General features: G+C 36.6%; 24 protein-coding genes. 16 read left to right on the forward strand and 8 right to left on the reverse strand.

What is annotated here, in order from left to right; all coding sequences use genetic code 11:
- Positions 1–263 precede the first annotated feature (263 nt).
- Both ESZ48_RS19655 and ESZ48_RS07430 read left to right on the forward strand, forming a co-directional pair.
- Positions 264–395, forward strand: coding sequence for a hypothetical protein (locus ESZ48_RS19655; protein ID WP_262707965.1), 132 nt, complete (start codon positions 264–266; stop codon positions 393–395).
- 690 nt (positions 396–1,085) lie between these two features.
- Complete coding sequence (locus tag ESZ48_RS07430) at positions 1,086–1,625, forward strand: sigma-70 family RNA polymerase sigma factor (RefSeq protein WP_129016701.1); 540 nt, start codon at positions 1,086–1,088, stop codon at positions 1,623–1,625.
- Positions 1,626–1,720: 95 nt separating this feature from the next.
- Here ESZ48_RS07430 and ESZ48_RS07435 read toward each other — a convergent pair whose 3' ends face one another.
- Positions 1,721–2,116 (reverse strand): hypothetical protein, encoded by a 396-nt coding sequence (locus ESZ48_RS07435; RefSeq protein WP_129016702.1) that lies wholly within the window; start codon positions 2,114–2,116, stop codon positions 1,721–1,723.
- A 117-nt stretch (positions 2,117–2,233) separates the two neighbouring features.
- Between ESZ48_RS07435 and ESZ48_RS07440 the strand changes: the two genes are divergently transcribed.
- Positions 2,234–2,677 (forward strand): Lrp/AsnC family transcriptional regulator, encoded by a 444-nt coding sequence (locus ESZ48_RS07440; protein ID WP_129016703.1) that lies wholly within the window; start codon positions 2,234–2,236, stop codon positions 2,675–2,677.
- Between the two features lie 61 nt (positions 2,678–2,738).
- Here the strand turns inward: ESZ48_RS07440 and ESZ48_RS07445 are convergent, their stop codons facing one another.
- Both ESZ48_RS07445 and ESZ48_RS07450 read right to left on the reverse strand, forming a co-directional pair.
- Positions 2,739–3,248, reverse strand: a complete 510-nt coding sequence (locus ESZ48_RS07445; protein ID WP_129016704.1) for a hypothetical protein — start codon at positions 3,246–3,248, stop codon at positions 2,739–2,741.
- 3 nt (positions 3,249–3,251) lie between these two features.
- Positions 3,252–4,232, reverse strand: coding sequence for a YpdA family putative bacillithiol disulfide reductase (locus ESZ48_RS07450; RefSeq protein ID WP_129016705.1), 981 nt, complete (start codon positions 4,230–4,232; stop codon positions 3,252–3,254).
- 169 nt (positions 4,233–4,401) lie between these two features.
- On the opposite strand from ESZ48_RS07450, the gene ESZ48_RS07455 reads away from it, so the two are divergent.
- Positions 4,402–5,004: a DUF1684 domain-containing protein gene (locus ESZ48_RS07455; RefSeq protein ID WP_129016706.1), complete on the forward strand. Its 603-nt coding sequence runs from the start codon at positions 4,402–4,404 to the stop codon at positions 5,002–5,004.
- A gap of 1,170 nt (positions 5,005–6,174) precedes the next feature.
- Here ESZ48_RS07455 and crcB read toward each other — a convergent pair.
- Positions 6,175–6,543 carry a fluoride efflux transporter CrcB gene (gene crcB / locus ESZ48_RS07460; RefSeq protein WP_129016707.1) on the reverse strand — a complete coding sequence of 123 codons (369 nt, stop codon included), beginning with the start codon at positions 6,541–6,543 and terminating at the stop codon, positions 6,175–6,177.
- Positions 6,540–7,496: an effector binding domain-containing protein gene (locus ESZ48_RS07465; RefSeq protein WP_129016708.1), complete on the reverse strand. Its 957-nt coding sequence runs from the start codon at positions 7,494–7,496 to the stop codon at positions 6,540–6,542. The genes crcB and ESZ48_RS07465 overlap by 4 nt, the downstream gene beginning before the upstream one ends.
- A 92-nt stretch (positions 7,497–7,588) precedes the next feature.
- Here ESZ48_RS07465 and ESZ48_RS07470 point away from each other — a divergent pair, with 92 nt between their 5' ends.
- Positions 7,589–9,640 (forward strand): dipeptidyl-peptidase 3 family protein, encoded by a 2,052-nt coding sequence (locus tag ESZ48_RS07470; protein ID WP_129016709.1) that lies wholly within the window; start codon positions 7,589–7,591, stop codon positions 9,638–9,640.
- 190 nt (positions 9,641–9,830) lie between these two features.
- On the opposite strand, the gene ESZ48_RS07475 is transcribed toward ESZ48_RS07470, so the two are convergent.
- On the reverse strand, positions 9,831–10,016 hold the full coding sequence (locus tag ESZ48_RS07475) for a hypothetical protein (protein ID WP_129016710.1): 186 nt from the start codon (positions 10,014–10,016) through the stop codon (positions 9,831–9,833).
- A gap of 161 nt (positions 10,017–10,177) precedes the next feature.
- Here ESZ48_RS07475 and ESZ48_RS07480 point away from each other — a divergent pair, with 161 nt between their 5' ends.
- Positions 10,178–10,564, forward strand: a complete 387-nt coding sequence (locus ESZ48_RS07480) for a pyrophosphohydrolase domain-containing protein (protein WP_129016711.1) — start codon at positions 10,178–10,180, stop codon at positions 10,562–10,564.
- Positions 10,565–10,684: 120 nt separating this feature from the next.
- On the opposite strand, the gene ESZ48_RS07485 is transcribed toward ESZ48_RS07480, so the two are convergent.
- A complete protein-coding gene (locus tag ESZ48_RS07485) occupies positions 10,685–11,752 on the reverse strand; it encodes a branched-chain amino acid aminotransferase (RefSeq protein ID WP_129016901.1) in 1,068 nt (355 codons plus the stop codon).
- A 114-nt stretch (positions 11,753–11,866) separates the two neighbouring features.
- Here ESZ48_RS07485 and ESZ48_RS07490 point away from each other — a divergent pair, with 114 nt between their 5' ends.
- From ESZ48_RS07490 to ESZ48_RS07500, 3 genes are all read left to right on the forward strand, one after another.
- Entirely contained in the window at positions 11,867–12,373 is a 507-nt protein-coding gene (locus ESZ48_RS07490; protein WP_129016712.1) for a DUF4920 domain-containing protein, read from the forward strand.
- 3 nt (positions 12,374–12,376) lie between these two features.
- Positions 12,377–13,069: a tRNA (5-methylaminomethyl-2-thiouridine)(34)-methyltransferase MnmD gene (gene mnmD / locus ESZ48_RS07495; RefSeq protein ID WP_129016713.1), complete on the forward strand. Its 693-nt coding sequence runs from the start codon at positions 12,377–12,379 to the stop codon at positions 13,067–13,069.
- A gap of 279 nt (positions 13,070–13,348) precedes the next feature.
- Complete coding sequence (locus ESZ48_RS07500) at positions 13,349–14,257, forward strand: TIGR01777 family oxidoreductase (RefSeq protein WP_129016714.1); 909 nt, start codon at positions 13,349–13,351, stop codon at positions 14,255–14,257.
- 83 nt (positions 14,258–14,340) lie between these two features.
- On the opposite strand, the gene ESZ48_RS07505 is transcribed toward ESZ48_RS07500, so the two are convergent.
- On the reverse strand, positions 14,341–14,640 hold the full coding sequence (locus ESZ48_RS07505) for a hypothetical protein (RefSeq protein ID WP_129016715.1): 300 nt from the start codon (positions 14,638–14,640) through the stop codon (positions 14,341–14,343).
- A 372-nt stretch (positions 14,641–15,012) separates the two neighbouring features.
- Here ESZ48_RS07505 and ESZ48_RS07510 point away from each other — a divergent pair, with 372 nt between their 5' ends.
- The 7 genes from ESZ48_RS07510 (at position 15,013) to ESZ48_RS07540 (ending at position 23,324) form a co-directional block, all read left to right on the forward strand.
- The gene (locus ESZ48_RS07510; protein WP_394345722.1) at positions 15,013–15,564 is read left to right on the forward strand and encodes a nucleotide exchange factor GrpE; all 552 of its coding nucleotides are present in this window, start codon (positions 15,013–15,015) and stop codon (positions 15,562–15,564) included.
- A gap of 48 nt (positions 15,565–15,612) precedes the next feature.
- Positions 15,613–16,722, forward strand: coding sequence for a molecular chaperone DnaJ (gene dnaJ / locus ESZ48_RS07515; RefSeq protein WP_129016716.1), 1,110 nt, complete (start codon positions 15,613–15,615; stop codon positions 16,720–16,722).
- Positions 16,723–16,976: 254 nt separating this feature from the next.
- Positions 16,977–17,903: an ABC transporter ATP-binding protein gene (locus tag ESZ48_RS07520; protein ID WP_129016717.1), complete on the forward strand. Its 927-nt coding sequence runs from the start codon at positions 16,977–16,979 to the stop codon at positions 17,901–17,903.
- 2 nt (positions 17,904–17,905) lie between these two features.
- Positions 17,906–19,219: an ABC transporter permease gene (locus ESZ48_RS07525; RefSeq protein WP_129016718.1), complete on the forward strand. Its 1,314-nt coding sequence runs from the start codon at positions 17,906–17,908 to the stop codon at positions 19,217–19,219.
- A gap of 441 nt (positions 19,220–19,660) precedes the next feature.
- On the forward strand, positions 19,661–20,824 hold the full coding sequence (locus ESZ48_RS07530) for a sigma-54-dependent transcriptional regulator (RefSeq protein WP_129016719.1): 1,164 nt from the start codon (positions 19,661–19,663) through the stop codon (positions 20,822–20,824).
- A gap of 64 nt (positions 20,825–20,888) precedes the next feature.
- The gene (locus ESZ48_RS07535) at positions 20,889–21,767 is read left to right on the forward strand and encodes a PPK2 family polyphosphate kinase (RefSeq protein ID WP_129016720.1); all 879 of its coding nucleotides are present in this window, start codon (positions 20,889–20,891) and stop codon (positions 21,765–21,767) included.
- A 177-nt stretch (positions 21,768–21,944) separates the two neighbouring features.
- Positions 21,945–23,324 carry a M20/M25/M40 family metallo-hydrolase gene (locus ESZ48_RS07540; protein WP_129016721.1) on the forward strand — a complete coding sequence of 460 codons (1,380 nt, stop codon included), beginning with the start codon at positions 21,945–21,947 and terminating at the stop codon, positions 23,322–23,324.
- Positions 23,325–23,331: the final 7 nt, after the last annotated feature.

A 23,331-nucleotide genomic window follows, 5' to 3' on the forward strand; every position in this document is an offset into this window, starting at 1 on the left:
TTTAGGGTTAAAGGATTTAAGACATTCGTTTTTTTTCACATTTCTTAATCAAATAAAATCATCCTGAACATAAAACGTTCAGGATTTTTTGATTATAGTCTTCACCATTCATCGTCTTTTTTTGTAAGTCTGTGCTTATTAGGTAGTTAAATTTGTAAAACAACTAATATGTCTTACCAAATTGTGCTGTTATCATTTTTCAGGACTAGTTTTGTAGAGTCGCTATTTACCTATTTAAGTATAACCTATAAAATGATTCAACTATGGAAACTACACTTCGTTACAAGTTTACTAGACAATCCAAAAACTATTTTGAATGGTTGATCTACACTATCAAATCGGAAAAATATCATTTGGCAGAAAGCCAGATAGAGGGTTGGAATGGTTTTGATTAGTTTTTTTAATTAAATTTTTTAAGATAATTTTATTCAGACCTCACAGGTTTTTAAAACCTGTGAGGTCTTTTATATTCAATAATCTGTATGATAATTTGGTCTTAAAAGAATCCAATGGGATATAAATAAATCCATCCACCAATTTTTCGGTTAGAATAAAATTTTTGTCAAGTTTAATCGGGGCTTTTAAAACAACATCTTCAAAAATGATCCATCGCGCTGGTTTTGCAGATTTCGTCTGGAAAAGGTCATTACATGTCCATATTATTAGACAAAAGAAATCTATTCAAAACATTTTGAATCATATCGATGCAAATCCTGACAAATGGCATTAGGATCGTTTCTATTTGAATGTTTAAAAAATTCCAGTTGCGATATTATTTTAGGTAAAATCCAATTTAAAAATGGGTTTTGCTCAACTATTGATCAAAGCTTATAAAAAAGTATCAAAAAATGCATCTTTATCCCTCTTTTCACGTCTATTAGATGAACCTTAAAATATATAGATCATGAATAATAAAGAATGCACATGTAATTGTGACAGTTGTCATATGGGAAACTGCGCGGCATGTACCTGTGAAAATTGTACCTGTCAGAATTGCAACTGTTAAGCTTAGTTTAAAATGTTAATAATAGGAGTCTGTTTTTAGTAATTTTATACTAAAGTGGACTCTTTTTTAATGAGCTTTTATGAAAACGAAAACCGTTTGGGATTTATACGCGCAAGACATTAAACATTTTATTTTAAGTAAGGTGAAAGATGGCGTTATAGCTGATGATTTGCTTCAAGAGACGTTTATCAAAGTCCACGTAAAATTGGATACTTTAAAAGATGATCGTAAATTAAAACCATGGGTATTCTCGATTGCCCGTTATACGGTCGTGGATTATTTTAGACAAAATAACCTTAGTTATCCAATTGAAGATAATGATATTATTGAAGAGCACACCAATTCTAATCATACCAGAGAGGATTGTTTGCATGGCATCATCAAATCATTACCAAAAAAATATAGAGATCCGTTAATTTTAGCAGATATACAAGGTTTGAAACAGGCTCAAATTTCTGAGCAATTGGACCTGCCCTTGCCAACGGTGAAATCGCAGATTCAGCGTGCAAGAAAACTCGTTGCACAAGGTTTTGTGGAATGTTGTAATTTTAAGATCAACGATAATGGGTATTTGGTGGGCGAATTGCAAGAAAAGGAAAACTGTAAAATCTGCAATTAAGCAATTTTATTTTTTTCTTGAAGATTCTTATTGGAATGTGGCCTGTATATCGAAAACTCGGAATTTGGAATTTGTTTTGTTTGGAATTTAAAATATTACAAAGTCATCATCCAAGTGTGTTGCAATCTTCTAAATTTCCTTAACTCTCTTCTTAATATAGGAAGATATTCCCTACCATTACTATGGCTTTTTTCTAATCGTTTGCAATTTTTATAGAGTAAATTGGTCAAACGTTCCAAAGAGGCAATATGCTTGTATTTTTTATCAGAATGACGTTCCATTTCTGCATTGACAATTTCAGGAGCCAAAGACGTGGATTGTTGTACAATATCACCAGAAAAATAAATATCTGTATCTTCAGAACCGTCTGGTTTTAAGTATGCTAAGTCTTGATTCAAATATGTGGAAATACTTCTGGATAGAATAATGATTTCTATCGCCTTTTTATAAAGCGGCATTTCGGGTAGGTGAGATGGAATTGGGTACGACATGTTTGTTAAAAGCTTTTTATCAAATTTAGTGACAAATTCACTGGTATTATAATTGATTTTAAAGTAAAACACTATATTTGCTTTAATAATTAAAGTTTTATAGTTAATTTTCTTTAAATGAGTATAGATTCGCTTAATTGGAAGATTCTGAAGTGTTTACAAAACGGAGCACGTCAGTCTAACGCTGAAATTGGAAGACAGGTGGGAATAAGTTCTCCTGCAGTCTCTGAACGTATTAGAAAGATGGAAGATGCCGGAATTATTCAGGGCTATCATGCCTTTGTTTCTCCCTTTGAAGCCGGTTATCAGTTAAAGGCGATAATTACCTTAAGGGCTTTTATGGGCATGCTGAAACCGTTTTTGGAAAAAGTAAAAACTTATGATGAGGTTTTGAATTGCTACAGAATAACAGGTAATGAAAACATTGTTATGGAAGTGGTGCTTAAGAACCAGAAACATTTAGAAAGTTTTATTGACCAGCTCATTGTTTATGGTGAAACTAAAACGCAGATTGTTTTATCTCATGTGATAAAATACAATGAAGTGCGACCAATCAATTAATCCATTGACGTAAGATTTGACAGACACGTTCCTTAATTTTAAATAAGCTTTTATCTGTTATTTAAAGGTCGTCAAATCCGTCGAAATCATCAAAATTGAAAGGAATATCGTCGTCAGGATCCACGTCGTCATAGTTAACTCCTGGAGGATTAAAAAGTCCCCATCGGTCAATAATATAGTTCCAGCAATCAAAGGTTTTAACCCATTCAGCAAATAATACCCTGAATTCTTCTACCTCATTTCTTAAGATATCTAAATATTCAGTATCAGGATATCCATGCATCTGTAAGCCCCTCGCATCAGTTATCAACTCCATTGCTGCTTTTCTAATAATAGTGGCATTTTCCATTCTAATGTCGTAGAGCATATCTTCAGACGACGCACCAGCTATTTTAGCAGGAATGATGGAGGCGTTCATGCCCATGTATTTGAGATTGTGTTGCATCATTTCGACCTCAATAGGGTCACCAAATTCAATATCGGTTTTTTCAACGGACTCGATAATGGAGCCTACAAGGTCCATGATTTCGCGTGCCTTTTGGAATACAGGCAGTTTTTCCCACTGTTCCATGCGTTAATCTTTTTTAATGTTTGTGCTTTCGATATGTTCAGCAATCATTTTGGCATGAATCCTAGAGTTTTCAATAAACCATTTATGGGTTTCCATGCCTCCACAAATAACCCCAGCTAAATATAATCCTATTATATTAGTTTCCATGGTGTCTGGATTATATTGGGGTAAGCGGGCACTATCGTTGGATAGTTTGATGCCTGAATCGATTAAGAATTTGAAATTAGGCATGTAGCCCGTTAGTGCCACAACAAAATCATTAGGAAATGTGATTTCACCATCTGGCGTATTAATGGTTATTTCCTTTTCTTCAATTTTAACGACCTGTGAATTGTAGTAAGCCTTTATGCTTCCTTCTTTAATTCGATTGATAATATCTGGTTTTACCCAATATTTAACACGCTCTCCAATTTCAGAACCTCTGATGACCATGGTTACATGGCCACCTTTTCGCCATATCTCAAGGGCTGCATCTACGGATGAATTGCTTGCCCCAACTACAACCACATTCTGCATGGCATAAGGATGTGCTTCATCATAATAATGGGTGACTTTTGGTAAATCTTCTCCTGGAACCTTTAGTAATGTTGGAATATCATAAAACCCAGATGCAATTATCACTTTTTCGACGCGATATTCTGTTTTGGAGGAAGTGACCACAAAATGCTCTTCCAATTTCTTAACGGTCATTACTTCTTCATATAAATGAATGTTCAATGCGTTGGCCGTAGCCACACGTCTATAATATTCAAGTGCTTCGTCTCTATTGGGTTTTGGATTGTTGCTAATAAATGGGATCTCATCAATTTCAAGCTTTTCAGAAGTTGAAAAAAAGGTCATGTTTTTTGGATAGTTGAACAAAGAATTGGTCAGAGCACCTTTTTCAATAACTACATAGTCCCAATTTCTTTTTTTGCATTCCAATGCACAGGCAATACCAATGGGACCTGCGCCAATAATTAATACTTTATATGTGCTTGTCATTTATTTACGTTTGTTTTTTGAGGTTTTTGAGTGTTGTTTATTTGTTTTCATGATTTCTAATTGTTGGAATTCTGAAACATCAACCTCTTATTTGTAAAAATACGGAATCGTCGAAATAAACGATGCTCATTAAGTTTAAATTGTATGTTTGTAAATCAATTACTTTTTTATGAAAACGTTATACTCATTTTTGTTGGGATTCCTTTTCTTATGGAGCTGTGCCACGGATAAACAGCCTATTCAAGGCGAAACCGAATTTCAGAGAAACCTGAATGCAGAGTTTAAAGATGCTTCAAAATCGCCTTTAAAAAAGAAAGACAGGAGAGCCTTTAATGCCTTGGATTTTTTTAAAGTTGACTCGCTTTATGTTGTTCAGGCTACTTTTACGAAATCTGACGATGAAAAGCCTTTCCAAATGAAAACCACAACGGATAGGCTTCTGACATATATTAAATATGGCGAAATCTCTTTTGATTTAAAAGATGAAACGCACACCTTAAGCGTTTACCAAGATCAGGATTTGATGAATGAAGATGGTTTTGAAGACTATTTGTTCTTGCCCTTTTTAGATGACACCAATGGCGATGAAACATATGGAGGTGGTCGTTACATCGACTTGCGTATTCCCGATGGCGATGTCATAACTATCGATTTCAATACGGCATATAATCCTTATTGCGCCTACAACGAGGCATACTCATGTCCGATCGTACCTCGTGAAAACTATGTTGATGTTGAGGTTAAGGCGGGAGTTAAGTCGTTTGAGCCGTAAGGAGGGGGGTGAGTGGGTAGTGTTCAGGCTTCAGTCAGCAGTCTTCAGTTTGACAGCTGTTTTATGTGTGAGTTTTCTGTAGTAGTTTCTGCGCACATCTGCGAGATTTGCGGTAGATTATGATCTTGAGTAACTAATCTGTCTTTTAAAAAACCTCCGTGAACCTCCGTGCCATCTCTATGAATCTCTGCGAAATAACTAGCCTAAACTTTTCACGACATGCATTCCAAAGAAAACTGATGAAAACTTAATAACTTAAAGGGATTCAGTTCTTCAGTCAGCAGTATTCAGTTTGACGGCTGATTTATGTGTGAGTTTTCTGTAGTAGTTTCTGCGCGCATCTGTGCTATCTGTGGGAGATTTTTAACATGAGTAACTTAATTCATCTTAAAAAAAACCTCCGTGCCATCTCTGTGAATCTCTGCGAAACAACCAATCTCAACTTTTCACGACATGCATTCCAAAGAAAATAGATGAAAACTCAATAACGTAAATGGATTCAGATCTTCAGTCTTCAGTAAGCAGTATTCGGTTTGACGGCTGATTTATGTGTGAGTTTTCTATAGTAGTTTCTGCGTACATCTGCGCTATCTGCGGGAAATTTTTAACATGAGTAACTAATTCATCTTTAAAATACCTCCGTGAATCTCCGTGCCATCTCTATGAATCTCTACGAAACAACCAATCTCAACTTTCCACGACATGCATTCCAAAGAAATCAGATGAAAACTTAATAACTTAAAGGGATTCAGTTCTTCAGTCAGCAGTCTTCAGTTTGACGGCTGATTTATGTGTGAGTTTTCTATAGAAGTTTCTGCGGGCATCTGCGCTATCTGCGGGAGATTTTTAACATGAGTAACTAATTCATCTTTAAAATACCTCCGTGAATCTCCGTGCCATCTCTATGAATCTCTACGAAACATCCAATCTCAACTTTTCACGACATGCATTCCAAAGAAAACAGATGAAAACTCAATAACCTAAATGGATTCAGTCTTCAGTAAGCAGTCTTCAGTTTGACGGCTGTTTTATGTGTGAGTTTTCTATAGTAGTTTCTGCGTACATCTGCGCTATCTGCGGGAGATTTTTAATATGAGTAACTAATTCATCATTAAAAAACCTCCGTGAACCTCCGTGCCATCTCTGTGAATCTCTGCGAAATAACCAATCTCAACTTTTTACCAAATACATTCCTAAGAAAACAGCTAAAAAACCAACCACAAAACTCGCTATAGTATAGATTGCAAAGCTCATGAAATCGCCCGATTTTAAAAAGACGTGATTCTCATAAGCAAAGGTCGAAAAGGTTGTAAAGCCACCACAAAAACCTGTGGCAAGAAATAAAATTTGATTTTGGGATAAGGTGTTGTTCTTTAATGCCAAACCTAAAATGATACCAATCAATAAACTTCCTAAAATGTTAGCAGCAAACGTACCGTAAGGAATACCAGTTGCAGGGCTATTGAGGTACTTTCCGATAATAAATCTCAAGACACTACCAAATCCACCTCCAATAAAAACTAACAGGAATTGTTTCACAAGGCTTCGGTGATTTCTTTAATAGGAATGTAGATTTCAGTAACCCAATGTGCAGGGTTTGGAAGGTTGGTAGGATCATTCTTATAAACCTCAAAAGGACTCATCTCTGAAGCTTCCAGATTCTGATCTTGAAGATATTTGTTGGCAGTTGCCCAAGCTTCTTTAAGATTGGAATAGTTGCCTTTAAGAGTCACTTTAACTGCTTTGGTGCGCTCCATAAAACCGCTAAGGACATTGCCATCCTCTGCACAAATGACCATGTCGCTTACTGGAATGGCGTTAGTCATGATAACATTACCATTGTCTGGGCTCCTTTCAATGTAAATTGTAAAAGGCATCCCGCTGGCAGTGATATTATGGGCATTCATAAATATCGTGATGTCTTCAAACTGTTTTTTCATGGCAGTACTTTTGTTGCTGCCTGTGGAAGAAATAGTTTTATACATGTAAAATCCTCCACCATATTCTGTAATGCCATCAATATTTATGGAATAGGTGGCCATGCTTTTTGCCACCTTTTTATCGATACCTTCTAGATCTGTTTTAAATTGCTGTGAGAGTTCCTCTTCGTTGTCACCAAACAATGCGAATTTAGCCTTGGTCAGGAATGCTAATTTATCTGCATCAAGCGTTCTTGTGACAGTAGTTGAGCCATCCTCATTGGACACAAAAGTCCATTTTAATTCTGATTTTTTGATGCGTTTACTTGTAAAGATCTGGACTATGGAGTCGCTAGCAGTGGATTCCCCATTTTGCATGGTTTCTGATAGTTTCCAAAAGGAAGACCAATCCACATCAGTGGTGTCTGAAACAATATCGTAAACCACCGCTTTTGGAGCGTTTATAGTGGTACTTTCCGTTACTTCAAAATCATTGGGCTGAACAGCAACATAAATAGCCATTCCGATAAAAGCAATTAACAGTAGAAATAAGAGGTATTTTAGAAATTTCATTGGGTGATTTTGTAGAGTTTATCAAAGATAGACAATTTTATAGTATCTTAATAAATATTACATTTGTAGTATTAAAATTTAAAAATCAAGAAATGAATTTAAAATCGATATTGGGGATTGCATTAGTAATGAGCTTAACTTTCTCCTGTAAAAACGAATCAAAAACAGACAAAAATTCGACAGCAGTTGCTGTTGAAGCAGAAAAAGATGTTAAGGCGTTTGATTATACCGTTGAGCAATTTGCCGACGTTAAAATTCTTCGCTACCAAATTCCTGGATGGGAGAATCTCACTTTAAAAGAACAAAAATTAGTCTATTATTTAACCCAAGCCGGATTAGCGGGGCGCGACATTATGTGGGATCAAAACTACCGTCACAACCTCAAAATCAGGAAAGCATTGGAAAATGTCTATAGCAATTATGCCGGCGACACATCTTCTGAGGACTGGAAAGCTTTTGAAACGTATTTAAAACGTGTTTGGTTTAGCAATGGTATTCATCACCATTATTCCAATGATAAACTAAAAGCAGAATTTTCACAGGACTATTTGAAATCTTTATTGACAGCCACCAATACGCAATTGGAAGGCGAGGCTTTTGATGTGATTTTTAATTCCCAGGATTCGAAGAAAATCAATCAAGCCAAAGGCGCGGACAATGTAGCGAAATCTGCTGTTAATTTCTATGGACCAAATGTGACCACTGCCGATGTGGTTCAATTCTACAAGAATAAAAAATCGCCTAATCCAGATAAACCCTTGTCTTTTGGGTTGAATTCTAAATTGGTAAAGGAAAACGGCGAATTAAAAGAATTGGTATATAAATCTGGTGGCTTATACGGCTCCGCTATTGATGAAATTGTGAAATGGTTGGAATTGGCTCAAGGTGTAGCTGAAAATCAAGAACAAGGTGACGCTTTGGGTCTTCTAATCCAATACTATAAAACCGGAGATTTGCAAACCTGGGATGATTATAATGTTGCATGGACTGCAGCCACTGCTGGAAACGTAGATTATATCAATGGTTTTATTGAAGTTTACAACGATCCAATTGGGTATAGAGGTTCTTATGAGAGCATCGTCCAAATCAATGATTTTGATATGTCACAGAAAATGAAAGTATTGTCTGATAACGCCCAATGGTTTGAAGACAATTCTCCATTAATGGATGAACATAAAAAGAAAAATGTGGTTGGTGTCACTTATAAAGTGGTTAACGTAGCTGGTGAAGCTGGAGATGCTTCTCCAAGCACACCAATTGGAGTGAATTTACCAAATGCCAATTGGATTAGAGCCGCGGTAGGAAGTAAATCGGTTTCTCTTGGAAATATTATCGAAGCTTATAATAATGCAGGGAGCGCAGGCAGATTACAGGAGTTTGTCAATGACGAAGAAGAGTTGCAATTGGAGCAGGAATATGGACAAGTTGCTAGTAAATTGCATACTGCTTTACATGAAGTGGTTGGTCATGCTTCAGGACAATTGAATCCTGGCGTAGGTGAAACCAAAGAAACACTTAAAAATTATGCGTCAACCTTAGAAGAAGGTCGTGCTGATTTAGTGGGTCTTTATTATCTGTACAATCCAAAATTACAAGAGCTTGGTTTGGTAGATGATTGGAAAAAAGTGGGGATGGCCGCATATAATAGCTATATCCGCAACGGATTAATGACCCAGTTGATCCGATTGAATTTGGGCGATAATGTTGAACAAGCTCATATGAGAAATAGACAATGGGTGAGTGCGTGGGTTTTTGATAAAGGTAAAAAAGATAATGTCATCGAAAAAGTGACTCGTGATGGGAAAACCTATTATAATATCAACGATTATGAAAAACTTCATGATCTTTTCGGACAATTACTTCGTGAAACCCAACGTATCAAATCTGAAGGTGATTATAAAGCGGTTGAAGCTTTGGTAGAAACTTACGGGGTTAAGGTAGATCAACCGTTACACAAAGAAATTTTAGAAAGAAATGCACAATTTCCAGATGCACCTTACAGCGGATTTGTAAATCCTGTTTTGGTGCCAGATATGGATGACAATGGTGAGATTACTTCAATAAAAGTGACCCAACCAGAATCCTTTCCAAGCCAAATGCTGGAGTATAGTAAAACACATAGTTTTTTGAAAGGAGAAAACTAATTTTATAGCGTTATAATATAAAGGAACAAGCAGGATATTTTAAATGTCCTGCTTGCTCTTTTTATTGATGCTAAAGATTAGCAACAGAAAGTTAATTACAAGCAGTACAATTAGTGAGATAAGGATATTCATGATGTTATTTTAGATGACATCGCGACATTTTTAAAATGTCATCATAAAAAAATGAAAATTAAGTAAACATGTACTTTACGGCCATGATCATTAATATAAAACCAATAAATGCTATGAGGATCCAAATACTTCCTTTGTAGTGCTTTCTGTGAAGTTTTAAATCTTTACGATAGGTGTAAATCAAGATTATGGCAAAGACAATTGCAAATAAAATCCCGAAAATCAATTGACCATTTGTAAACATATCGCTATTTTTATGCGAAATTAACCAAACCTTTTAGAATCTGAACAAGCTTCTGCTGAAAATGGCAAGTTGATCTTCAATATCATGGCTTATTTTCGAGTTTGTGACCATTCCTGATTGCTCAGCACTTAAAATAGACAACATTATTAAATCTTATTGTTATGAAGAAAAAACTGGATGCAGTAAAAGCGTTTCATACGGCATTTAAAATCGGACATCGGGAAACCCCAAAAGCCGATTTAGGAATGGAGAAAAACATGCTTAGATATAAATTGATGCGGGAGGAAAATGAAGAGTATCTAGAGGCTGCGAATGACAATGACCTCGTGGAGGTAGGGGATGCCTTAGGAGACATGCTCTATATTTTGTGCGGAACCATCATAGAACATGGTTTTCAGCATAAGATCGAAGAGATTTTTGATGAAATCCAAAGAAGTAATATGAGTAAGTTGGGAGCCGATGGCGAACCTATCTATCGTGAAGATGGAAAAGTGCTAAAAGGACCCAATTATTTTCAGCCAAATATTGAAAAAATTCTTGATTCATAAAAAAAAGACCAAAAGACAAAAACACCAAATAAAAAACTCCAAATTCCAATAGGTTATTAATTGGATTTGGAGTTTTTGTTTGAAAATTATTTTTGAAAATAGAAGATTGCCTACTGAGGACTAAACCTTATATCTCCATCCATGCTTATCGGCATCCAAGTTATGTTGAATGTTAAGCATCTTGTCTTTTAAAGTGTCAGCGTAAGAGTTTTCAATAGTTGGCAATTCAAAAAGCTCTTCTGCATGTTCGAATGCTGAGATAGGACTGATTACAACTGCCGTTCCTGCGCCAAAAATTTCTTTTAGGGAACCGTTTTTTGAGGCTTCCTTTATTTCGGTCACGGTGATAGGTCTTACCTGTACCTCGATTCCGTTATCTTCTGCGAGTTGAATGATACTTCTTCTGGTAACACCATCTAAAATACGATCACTTAAAGGCGCGGTGATTAAAGTGTCATTTATTCTAAAGAATACGTTCATGGTTCCTGCTTCCTCCAATCTTTCGTGGGTATCGGCATCTGTCCAAATAACTTGTTGGAAACCTTTCTTTTGAGCCAAACTTGTAGGATAGAATTGTGCGGCATAGTTTCCGGCTGCTTTAGCAAAACCTACACCTCCGTTGGCAGATCTACTATATTCTTCAGCAATCAACACGCGAATTTTACCAGTGTAATAAGCTTTTGCCGGAGCGCAGATAATCATAAATCGGTAATTGCTTGAAGGAGAAGCTGAGATTGCAGGATCTGTAGCAATGATAAATGGTCTGATATATAGGGAGTTTCCTTTTCCAGGTTTTACCCAAGCACTGTCCATTTTCAACAAGGTGGTCAAGCCCTCCATAAAGTAGTCTTTAGGAAATTCAGGCATAGCCAAACGAGCTGCCGATTTGTTAATTCGGTTAAAATTATCTTCTGGTCTAAAAAGCCATACTTTGCCATCGTCATCCTTATAGGCTTTCATGCCTTCAAAAACTGCCTGCCCATAATGGAATACCCGTGCAGACGGATCCATGGTCATTGGTTGATAAGGGATTATTTTTGGCGTTTGCCATTCATCGTTTTCATAGTCACAGATAAACATGTGGTCAGTAAAAGTTCTACCAAATATTAAATTGTCAAAATCAACAGCGTCAATTTTAGTAGTATCTGATTTTACGATATCGATTTCGTGTGAAGTGTGTTTTGTCATCATATTTTTTTTGATGCTGCAAATTTAGTCATTTCTTGCAGTATAAAAAATCAAATATTTGTTTTAAAAAAAACTTATATTTGTACTATTAATTTCATAGAAAATCAACAAATTATGAAGAAAATTCTTATCGTTTTTGGAATTGCGTTAACCATTATCGCCTGTAAAACCGAAGATAAAAAAACAGAAATCCAGGACGTAGAAAAAGAAGCCGTTGTCTATACATCAATCGGTGAAGAGATAACAGCCGATGCCGCAAAATCGGCATCAGATATGGCTGAAGCTTATAAATCGATGCATGTTGGTGATACCATAAACGCCAAAATGATTGGTAAAGTAGATGAGGTTTGTCAGTCTAAAGGCTGTTGGATGAAAGTTAATCTCGAAGACGGCAATCAAATCATGGTGAAATTTAAAGATTATGGGTTTTTTATGCCGAAAGATATTGCAGGAAAGGAAATTGTGATTAACGGAAAGGCTTATGTAAATGAAGTTCCAGTTGACGAATTGCAACATTATGCTGAAGATGCAGGCAAATCTGCCGAGGAAATTGCAGCAATCACTGAGCCTAAAGTAACCTTTTCTTTTGAGGCTGATGGTGTGTTGTTGAAAGGCGAATAACAATTGCAACGCAAAATAATTACAACGGCCGATGGTTCTAAGACCATCCAAATTGAAGAATGGAATGAACAGTACCATTCAATTCATGGTGCCATACAAGAAGCAAACCACGTGTATATCAAGCATGGTTTGCTTTTTTGCTTTGATCGGTTAAATTCTTCAAATGACGGAAGTCAAAAGATGTCAGTTTTAGAAATAGGCTTTGGCACAGGTCTTAATGCGTTTTTGACCTTGTTGCAGGCAGACGAGCATAATATAGACATACATTATACAGGTGTAGAGGCATTTCCGATTTCAGCAGATGAAATGGCCGATTTAAATTATGCAGAAGAGCTTCATGTTCCTGAAAAAACATCGCTTTTTGAAGAGATGCATCATATTCCTTGGGAAATAGACCAACGGCTAACATCGTATTATACACTTCAGAAGCAACAAAAATTATTTAAGGATATCACTGATAAAGAGCAATTCGATCTCATTTATTTTGATGCATTCGGAGCTCGGGTACAACCGGAACTTTGGACGGAATCTATTTTTGAAATCATGTTTGCTGCTTTAAAAACAAATGGGGTTTTGGTGACCTATGCCGCAAAAGGAAGTGTTCGTCGAGCCATGCAAGCGGTTGGTTTTAATGTTGAAAAGCTACCAGGTCCTCCCGGAAAAAGAGAAATGTTAAGAGCCAGAAAAGGTTTTTAGAATTCAGCGAGTTTGCGAGCTAAATGCGCCTTTTGCAGAAAGGGCATTTGACATTCAGCGAGGTACGAGCTAAATGTACTCTTTTGCAGAAAAGGCTCTTAGTGTTTTTGGAAAAGGCACTTATCATACAGATGCAAGCCAATCACGTCTTTTAAGAAAAATATACCTATTTCTGAACGTTAAAAAATTCGATTATTTGTTAATTCTGTTAAACCTTGTGTTAAAGTGATAAACAATAAGTTTTTCATTGGTTAACTTTATAAAAAGCAGAGGAAATAGATGAAGGTATTAATTACGGGAGCAACAGGTTTAATAGGGAAGGAAATTGTAAAACGATGTCATGAGCAGGATATTTCGGTTCATTATTTGACAACTTCCAAAGAAAAAATAAAAACTAAAGACAATTATAAAGGGTTTTATTGGGATCCCAATAAAAATATCATAGACAGCAACTGTTTTGAAGATGTAGATGCCATTATTAATTTGGCAGGCGCAGTCATCGCGAAACGTTGGACCGAAAGCTATAAAAAAACCATTCTTGAAAGTAGGGTGCAATCACTGCAGTGTTTGAAAAATGCGCTTTCAAAAATAGAGAACCACCATGTCAAACAGATTCTTTCAGCTAGCGCCATTGGTTTTTATCCAGATTCTCTTACCAAATATTATGACGAATCCTGTTCTAAACAATCTCCAACTTTTTTGGGCGAGGTGGTTTCAGCCTGGGAGAAAGCCGTTGATGAGTTTACCGAATTGGGATTGCTAGTTTCTAAAGTTAGGATTGGTTTGGTGTTGGATGACAGTGAAGGTGCTTTACCTCAAATGGCAAAGCCTATTAAATTTGGATTGGGATCAGCTTTTGGCTCCGGAGAACAATGGCAATCATGGATTCATGTTTATGATTTATCCAGAATTTTCGTCCATATTATTCAGAATGAATTGGAAGGTGTTTACAACGGTGTTTCGCCAAATCCTGTTACCAATACAGAGCTTACAAAAGCGATCGCAAAAACACTTAACAAACCTCTTTTTCTGCCAAACATCCCTAAGTTTCTCATGGAACTGGTGCTTGGTAAAATGTATATTCTGCTTTTTGAAAGTCAACGGGTAAGTTCGAAAAAAATTGAAGATTCTGGTTTTGACTTTACCTATTCCAACGTTCAACCGGCTCTGGAGGCTATTCTGAAATAACAGTTGTAAGAGCATTTAATTCCTCTCATATCTTTGTCAACTGTCATGATATGTCAAGTAAATTAAAGTCGTCGTGCGAAAATCTAAATCTTTGCGCCACACTTACACAAGAATTGCTTCATGGGCGATAAGTGCAATTGCCCTCTATTCTTTAAATTTAACGCTTCCTTCAATTCCTTGAAATTCGAGTATTGAAATGAAGAAAAGGACTTGGCCATTTTTTCGTCCTTAATTAGCCAAACGGCTTCAAATTCTCCATTTTCAGACTCTTCGTAAATCGTTTTGTAATAATCATAATTCTTAAACGGCACTTCCTTTATGTTGGAAGCGTACACATGTTTCTGAAAGATAATACACTCAGATTTTATACGTATTGTTTCCATTTTAAAAAGGAGAAGACATCCGATACCTAGGCTTACTGCTGCACATAAGAAAATAAGGATGGAATGGAGATTATTCCAAGGTTCGGGTTCTACGATGTCTGGCGACGATATGAAAAACAGCATAAAAGATAATAGGGTAGACAGTCCAAAGACACCATAAACCATTACCTTATATTTTACAGTGAAATGTGATTCAACCATGATAAATTAAGAAAATAGATCCATTCAAGTATCCATCGATAAATATTAAGAATGTCAGCATTTCAATTGCTAAGCGTTCCAAGGTGGCGAGTAATAGAAAATATATTGTGACATTTTGACATTTTTTGAATAATGGCAGTACTTTTGCCAATTGAAAAATGAAGATAAAAAATGAAGTTCAAGAATATGGGCAAAAAAGATAAAATTGAAGACATTGAAAACAATGTCGAAGAGGCTATAAATGAGGCTACTCAGACTGAGGAAGTTAGTATTGAGGACCAATTGAAAGAGGAATTGGGCAAAGAAAAAGATAAATTTTTAAGACTATTTGCAGAGTTTGAAAATTATAAAAAACGGACTACAAAAGAACGCATGGAATTGTTTAGAACTGCTGGTCAGGAGGTAATTCAGTCACTTTTGCCAGTTATGGACGATTTTGACAGAGCGATCCATGAAATTTCTAAAACTCAAGATCAAGATAATGAGCTATTGACAGGTGTAGAGCTTATTCGTAATAAGTTCAAGAGCACACTAAACAGTAAGGGTCTTGAAGAAATTGATGTTCAAATAGGTGATGTTTTCAGTGCAGATAACCATGAAGCCATAACTCAAATCCCAGCGCCTTCAGATGATTTAAAAGGAAAAATTGTAGATGTTATTGAAAAAGGCTACAAGTTGGGTGATAAAGTGATTCGTTTTCCTAAAGTAATTACAGGATTTTAAACAAGCGAGTAAGGATTTAGGATAGGAATTGATTAGAAATAGCATACCATGAAGGAAGATTATTACGACATACTAAAAATTGACAAAAGTGCAACGGCGAATGAAATTAAAAAAGCATATCGCAAGAAGGCCATAAAATTTCATCCAGATAAAAATCCGGACGATAAGACAGCAGAAGATAAGTTCAAGAAAGCAGCTGAGGCTTATGAAGTATTGAGCAATCCTGAAAAGAAAGCACGTTATGACCAATTTGGCCATCAGGCATTCCAGGGTGGCGGTGGCGGCTTTAATGGTGGTGGCATGAATATGGATGACATCTTTAGCCAATTTGGAGATATTTTTGGTGGTGGTTTTTCTGGTTTTGGTGGCGGTTTTGGCGGCCAACAAAGACGCGTTAAAGGGAGCAATCTGAGAATTAGAATCACCTTGACTTTAGAAGAAATAGCCAATGGTGTTGAGAAAAAACTTAAGGTAAAACGTAAAGTTCAGGCTGAAGGTACAACTTACAAAACATGTTCAAGTTGTAATGGCTCTGGACAAGTCATGCGAATTACCAATACAATTTTAGGCCGTATGCAAACATCTTCTCCATGTCCTACATGTGGTGGTGCAGGAGAGATGATCGATAAAAAATCATCTGATGCTGATGCTCAAGGCTTGATCCTTAAAGAAGAAACTGTATCCGTTAAAATTCCGGCAGGTGTGGTTGATGGCATGCAGTTGAAAGTTTCTGGAAAAGGAAATGATGCGCCTGGCAACGGGGTTCCTGGAGATTTATTGGTGGCCATTCAGGAGGAAGAACACAGCACTTTAAAGCGCGACGGTGATAATTTACATTATGATTTATACGTGAGTTTGCCAGATGCTGTTTTGGGTACCAGTCAAGAAATTGATACGGTTACAGGAAAAGTACGCATCAAGATTGAATCTGGCGTACAGTCAGGTAAGATTTTGAGATTGAGAGGTAAGGGAATCCCAAGTATCAATGGTTATGGAAAAGGTGACTTATTGGTGCATATCAATGTTTGGACCCCAAAAACCCTGAATAAAGAACAGAAAGAGTTTTTTGAAAGCGTGAGAAATGACGAACATTTTGAACCAAAACCTGAAAGTTCGGATAAATCATTCTTTGAGAAAGTTAAAGATATGTTTTCATAACCCATAGGTAAATTGAGAAAATTTACTATATTTGAATATCACTAATTCAATTTAGTGATATTTTTCTTTTTCATAGCAATTTTTTCCCATCCTTAATTTATTAAGGGTGGGTTTTGTTTTTTAGGACATTCTGTTTTCTGAAATTCTAGGAATATTACTAATTTTCAGATAAAATAAAAGTATAAAAGCAATCCTAAAAGCTAACATTTAATATATTTACACCTGTTTACACTCAACTATTCAATCGCTATTTTATGAACAACTTATTAGTTGCTAATTCGGTTTCCAAGAGTTTTGGAGATTTTAAAGCACTAAATGAAGTCTCCATCTCAGTTCCCAAAGGAAGTATCTTTGGACTTCTGGGTCCAAATGGAGCAGGTAAGACCACACTCATTCGTATTATCAATCAAATTACCATGCCAGATTCTGGCGAGGTGCTTTTGGACGGATTGCCTTTAATGCCCATGAACATCCGTGATATTGGTTATTTACCAGAAGAACGAGGTCTTTATAAATCCATGAAAGTAGGAGAGCAGGTTCTCTATTTGGCACAGTTAAAAGGCTTGTCAAAACAAGAAGCGAGAGAGCGTCTTAAGTACTGGTTTGAGAAATTGGAAATAGGCGATTGGTGGAACAAGAAAATACAAGAACTCAGTAAAGGACAGGCGCAAAAAATTCAGTTCATTGTTACGGTAATTCACCGACCGAAACTTTTGATTTTTGACGAGCCTTTTTCTGGATTTGACCCTATCAATGCTTCGCTCATTAAAGATGAAATATTACAGTTGAGAGATGAAGGTGCAACGGTTATTTTTTCAACCCATCGTATGGAATCGGTGGAAGAGTTGTGCGACCATATAGCGTTGATTCACAAATCCAACAAAGTTTTGGATGGGAAATTGACGGATGTCAAACGTCAATTCAAAACCAACACCTTTGAAGTTGGTATGCAGTCTGATAATCCTGAAGAGGTAACCCGAATAATTAAGGAGAAATTTGAAGTTTTTCCGGCAACTTTCAAAAACTTGAATGATGATATCAAATTAAATATCAAACTGCCTGAAGATACATCTTCCAATGATTTGTTGAGCTTTTTAACTTCAAAAGCAGAGATTCATCACTTTGTAGAAGTGATTCCTAGTGCCAATGACATTTTTATTCAAACTGTAAAAAATAACTAAAAATGAACCATTTACCGCTCATCATCAAAAGAGAGTATTTGAATAAAGTTCGGAATAAATCGTTCATTGTCATGACGTTTTTAAGTCCCATGATCATGATTGCCCTCGTGGCCGTTGTGGCTTATCTATCTCAGATCAATAATGATAAGAAACGTACCATTTCAATTTTGGATGAAACAGGAGTTGTGGGAGAAGTTTTTGAGAACACTGAAAACACTACATATACACTCATAAGCGATACAGGATTTGAAACCGCTAAGGAGTTGGTAAAAGCCAAAAAGGATTTTGGATTATTGTATGTCAAGAAAAGTTCTGATACACTTAACCTGGTTGAATCTGTGAATTTCTATTCAGATGAATCCCCTTCCGTATCGATAATTTCCAATTTAGAGCGAAAGATTGAAAAACGCTTGTCTGATATTAAATTGCAAAATGACGGTGTTGATATTGCCCAAATACGTGCTTCCAAAACTACGGTTAATATTGCTCAGGAAACTTTTGGTGGCGAAAAAACGTCTAAAATTGACAGTTATTTAAAGCTCGCTTTTGGAGGCGCTGCGGGATATCTGCTGTTTATGTTCATTATCATTTATGGCAATATGATCATGCGGAGTGTGATTGAGGAAAAAACAAGCCGAATTATTGAGGTTATTATTTCTTCTGTAAAACCAATTCAATTGATGTTAGGTAAAATCATAGGAACCTCATTGGCTGGCATCACCCAATTCTTAATCTGGCTTATTCTTGGAAGCGTGCTATTGTTTTTGGTTTCTGCAATTTTCGGTATTGATTTGATGCAAATCCAATCGCCACAGCAGGATATGATCAATCAGGCCATGGCTTCTTCCGAAGCTCAAAATATTGCCCAAGATTTAATTACTGGATTTGTCAATTTGCCAATCCTTAATTTATGTGTGGCGTTCTTATTTTTCTTTATTGGTGGCTATCTTTTATATAGTTCTTTCTATGCTGCAATTGGTGCCGCGGTAGACAATGAGACAGATACTCAGCAGTTTATGATGCCTATTATTATGCCACTCGTTTTGGCTGTTTATGTAGGTGTGTTTACGGTTATAGAAGATCCTCACGGAACTGTTTCAACAATATTTTCATTTATCCCATTAACATCACCAGTAGTTATGCTGATGAGAATTCCGTTTGGAGTCCCAATATGGCAACAACTTTTATCGTTTGCAATATTGGTGTGTACCTTCATATTTACCGTGTGGTTTGCCGCCAAAATTTATAGGGTAGGTATTTTAATGTACGGTAAAAAGCCTACTTATAAAGAACTGTTTAAATGGTTAAAGTATTAATTATCTTGAGTTCAGACTTTGTGTTTGGATATTATGTCTGATATATTTAAATCGATGAACGAGTAATTATCCATTTGTAATGGCTTAAAAAAAACGATTGGTATGACGGTTTTATCCGTGGTTATGTTTGGCATCTAACTCCGATTTCAAAGTTGATATGAGCTGATTATTTGTATCTTGTTAGCGCATACACCATATATCTTTAGTTTGAAATTTCACGAAAATTTTCATTCCCATCGTCCTTTTTAGTTTGGATTGTCAAAAACCAATTTACGATTTAGGTTTGATAACAAAATTTACGGAACGTCTTTTGCATAGGGTTATGCTGCCTAAAGTATTCACAACGGATATAGATTTGGTAAAAAAATAGAAAACATATTTATACTCATGTTCACGATAATAGTTTCTATTTTCGTACAACAATAAAATTAAACATTAAGCATGGCAAAAATATTAGTCATAGAAGACGAAGCAAGCATTAGAAGGGTTTTAGTGAAAATCCTTTCTGAAGAAAATGATACCTATCAAGTCGACGAAGCAGCGGATGGCCTGATTGGTTTGGAAAAAATAAAAAAAGAGGATTATGACTTGGTGCTTTGCGATATCAAAATGCCAAAAATGGACGGAGTGGAAGTTTTGGAAGCTGTCAAGAAAATTAAACCAGAAACTACGATTGTTATGATTTCTGGTCATGGTGATATTGATACCGCTGTAAATACCATGCGTTTAGGTGCTTTCGATTATATCTCAAAACCACCAGATTTGAACAGATTGCTCAATACGGTCAGAATTGCCTTAGATCGTAAGGAGTTGGTGGTGGAAAATAAAATGCTCAAGAAAAAAGTGAGCAAAAATTATGAAATGATTGGCGAAAGCAAAGCCATTTCCCACATAAAAGACTTGATCGAAAAGGTGGCAGCTACCGATGCCAGAGTTTTGATTACAGGACCAAACGGTACAGGGAAAGAGCTTGTGGCACACTGGCTTCATGAAAAGAGCGAGCGTTCCAGTGGACCGCTAATAGAAGTCAATTGTGCAGCCATCCCATCTGAATTGATAGAAAGTGAATTATTTGGTCACGTTAAAGGTGCTTTTACAAGTGCTGTACGTGATCGGGCAGGCCGATTTGAAGCTGCCAATGGTGGGACTATTTTCCTTGATGAGATTGGCGATATGAGTCTTTCAGCACAAGCAAAGGTGTTGAGAGCTTTACAGGAGAGCAAGGTGCAACGTGTAGGAAGTGATAAGGATATAAAGGTGGATGTACGTGTCATTGCAGCAACAAATAAAAATCTGAACAGAGAAATTGAAGAGGGGAGATTTAGGGAGGATTTATACCATAGGTTAGCAGTTATTTTAATTCAAGTACCACCTTTAAATGATAGAAGGGAAGACATTCCGTTATTAATAGAGCATTTTGCAAGTAAAATAGCCGAACAAAATGGTACGGCGCCAAAATCATTTTCTTCAAAAGCCATCAAACAATTACAGGAATATGACTGGACCGGAAATATTAGAGAGCTGCGCAACGTGGTGGAGCGTTTGATCATTCTTGGGGAAAAGGAAGTGAGTGAAAGTGATGTCAAACTGTTCGCTTCTAAATAATATATTATATTTACTAGATCCGAATAATGAAACTACTGTTCGGATAAAAAGCGCAATTTATACTATGGAAAACATCACTATTGAAGACTTTAAAGTCTCAGGTCCCATAAAGTTGGAGGATTTAAAAACGGAATACAACCTTGATGCTTCTAAAAGCGACCTAAAAGATAATCTGAAGGACGTTCGAAAAGGTCTTGGTAAAATACAGGACAAAATGTACGCCCATGGCAAATATGCTGTTTTGGTGTGTTTGCAAGGGATGGACACTGCTGGAAAAGACAGCTTGATCCGTGAGGTTTTTAAAGATTTTAATTCGCGTGGGGTGGTCGTTCATAGTTTTAAAACACCAACTAGTTTAGAATTAAAACACGACTATTTATGGCGCCATTATATTGCACTTCCTGCACGAGGTAAGTTTGGTATTTTCAATCGTACCCATTATGAAAACGTCCTAGTGACCAAAGTTCACCCATCTTATATCTTAAATGAAAATATTCCAGGAATTGACACGGTTGCGGATATTGACGATGCTTTTTGGGAACGACGCTTTGAAGACATTAATAATTTTGAGAAACACATCGCCGATAATGGTACCGTAGTTTTTAAATTCTTCTTAAACATCTCTAAAAAAGAACAAAAAAACCGATTGCTGAGACGTTTGGAGCGTGAGGATAAAAACTGGAAATTTTCTCCTGGCGATTTGGATGAGCGTAAACTTTGGGATGAGTATATGACGTGTTATGAGGACCTTCTAAATAAAACCTCGAAACCTCATGCGCCTTGGTACGTTATTCCTTGTGATGACAAAAAAACGTCAAGATATTTAGTAGCACGGGTTTTATATGATACTTTAAAAACCTATACAGATATTAAGGAACCTGAATTGGATGATGATATAAAAGCTAATATCGATTTGTATAAAAAACAATTGGAAAAAGAATAGCTCTACTATTTTAGTGAGAAGCCTTTTCCAACCAATCAATAAGTTTCCAAAACTAACCTGCAAGGTTTCCAAAACCTTGTAGGTTTGAATCTATATATCTCTTTCGATAGTCCTATCTGCTCAATTTCTCCCCTAAAATAGTATATTTAGTACTTCAAATCCATCATACCATTCCTAATGAAGCAACTTCTTTTAATATTAAGTATTTCACTATCCATTACTATTTCGGCGCAAACCGATGCTGAAAACATCAAAAAAATCTACAGTAATTCTCTGACCAATGGAAAAAGTTATGAATGGTTGGATCATTTGTCCAATAAAATTGGCGCGCGACTTTCGGGATCGTTAGGTGCAGAACGTGCCGTGGCATATACCAAAGAAGAATTAGAAAAATTAGGTTTGGACAAAGTATGGCTGCAACCGGTTATGGTGCCAAAATGGATTAGAGGTTTACCTGAGTTTGCCTATATCGAAACCTTGCCGGGAATGACTACCCATGTCAATATTTGCGCCCTGGGTGGATCAGTCGAAACGCCTGACGGAGGCGTACGTGCACATGTAGTGGAAGTTCAAGGTATAGATGAGTTGAAGGCCTTAAGTCCAGATAAGGTAAAAGGAAAGATCGTATTCTTTAACCGTGCCATGCAGGCAGATTTGATTGATACCTTTGAAGCTTACGGGGGTTGTGCAGACCAGCGTTACGCAGGTGCTATGGAAGCTGGAAAATTGGGTGCTGTTGGCGTTATTGTTCGCTCGTTAAACTTACGTTTGGATGATTTTCCACATACAGGCAGCATGACTTATGGTGATTTACCAGTATCCCAACGGATCCCATCTGCGGCAATAAGCACCAATCACGCGGAGTTGTTAAGTACGATGTTGGCATTGGATCCGAGCATTAATTTCTTCTTTAAACAAAACTGTAAGCAATTGGCAGATGTGGAGTCCTATAATGTCATTGGTCAAATTACAGGATCAGAATTTCCAGATGAGTATATTGTTGTTGGAGGGCATTTGGATTCCTGGGATTTGGGCGATGGTTCCCACGATGATGGTGCTGGCGTTGTACAATCTATGGACGTGCTCCGACTGTTAAAAGAAAGTGGAATTACACCGAAACGCAGTATTAGGGTCGTTTTATTTATGAATGAAGAAAACGGACTCAGAGGTGGAAAAAAATATGCTGAAATAGCAAAGTCCAAAAAAGAAAATCACATTTTCGCTTTGGAAAGTGATTCAGGCGGCTTTACACCACGAGGATTTTCATTTGATTGTAGTGATGAGGTATTCAATAAGGTATTGGCTTGGCAAGACTTGTTTAAACCTTATTTGATCCATTATTTTGAAAAAGGCGGCAGTGGCGCTGATATTGGTCCGCTAAAATCTGATACCATTGTTTTAGCGGGTTTAAAACCGGATTCTCAACGTTATTTTGACTATCACCATGCAGCTACAGATGTTTTTTCAGCCGTTAACAAAAGAGAATTGGAGTTGGGAGCTGCAACCATGGCGTCTTTGGTGTATTTGTTTGACACCTACGGAACTGGAACTAAATAACCAAGGC

The organism is Gelidibacter gilvus, assembly GCF_004115975.1.
GTDB lineage: Bacteria > Bacteroidota > Bacteroidia > Flavobacteriales > Flavobacteriaceae > Gelidibacter > Gelidibacter gilvus.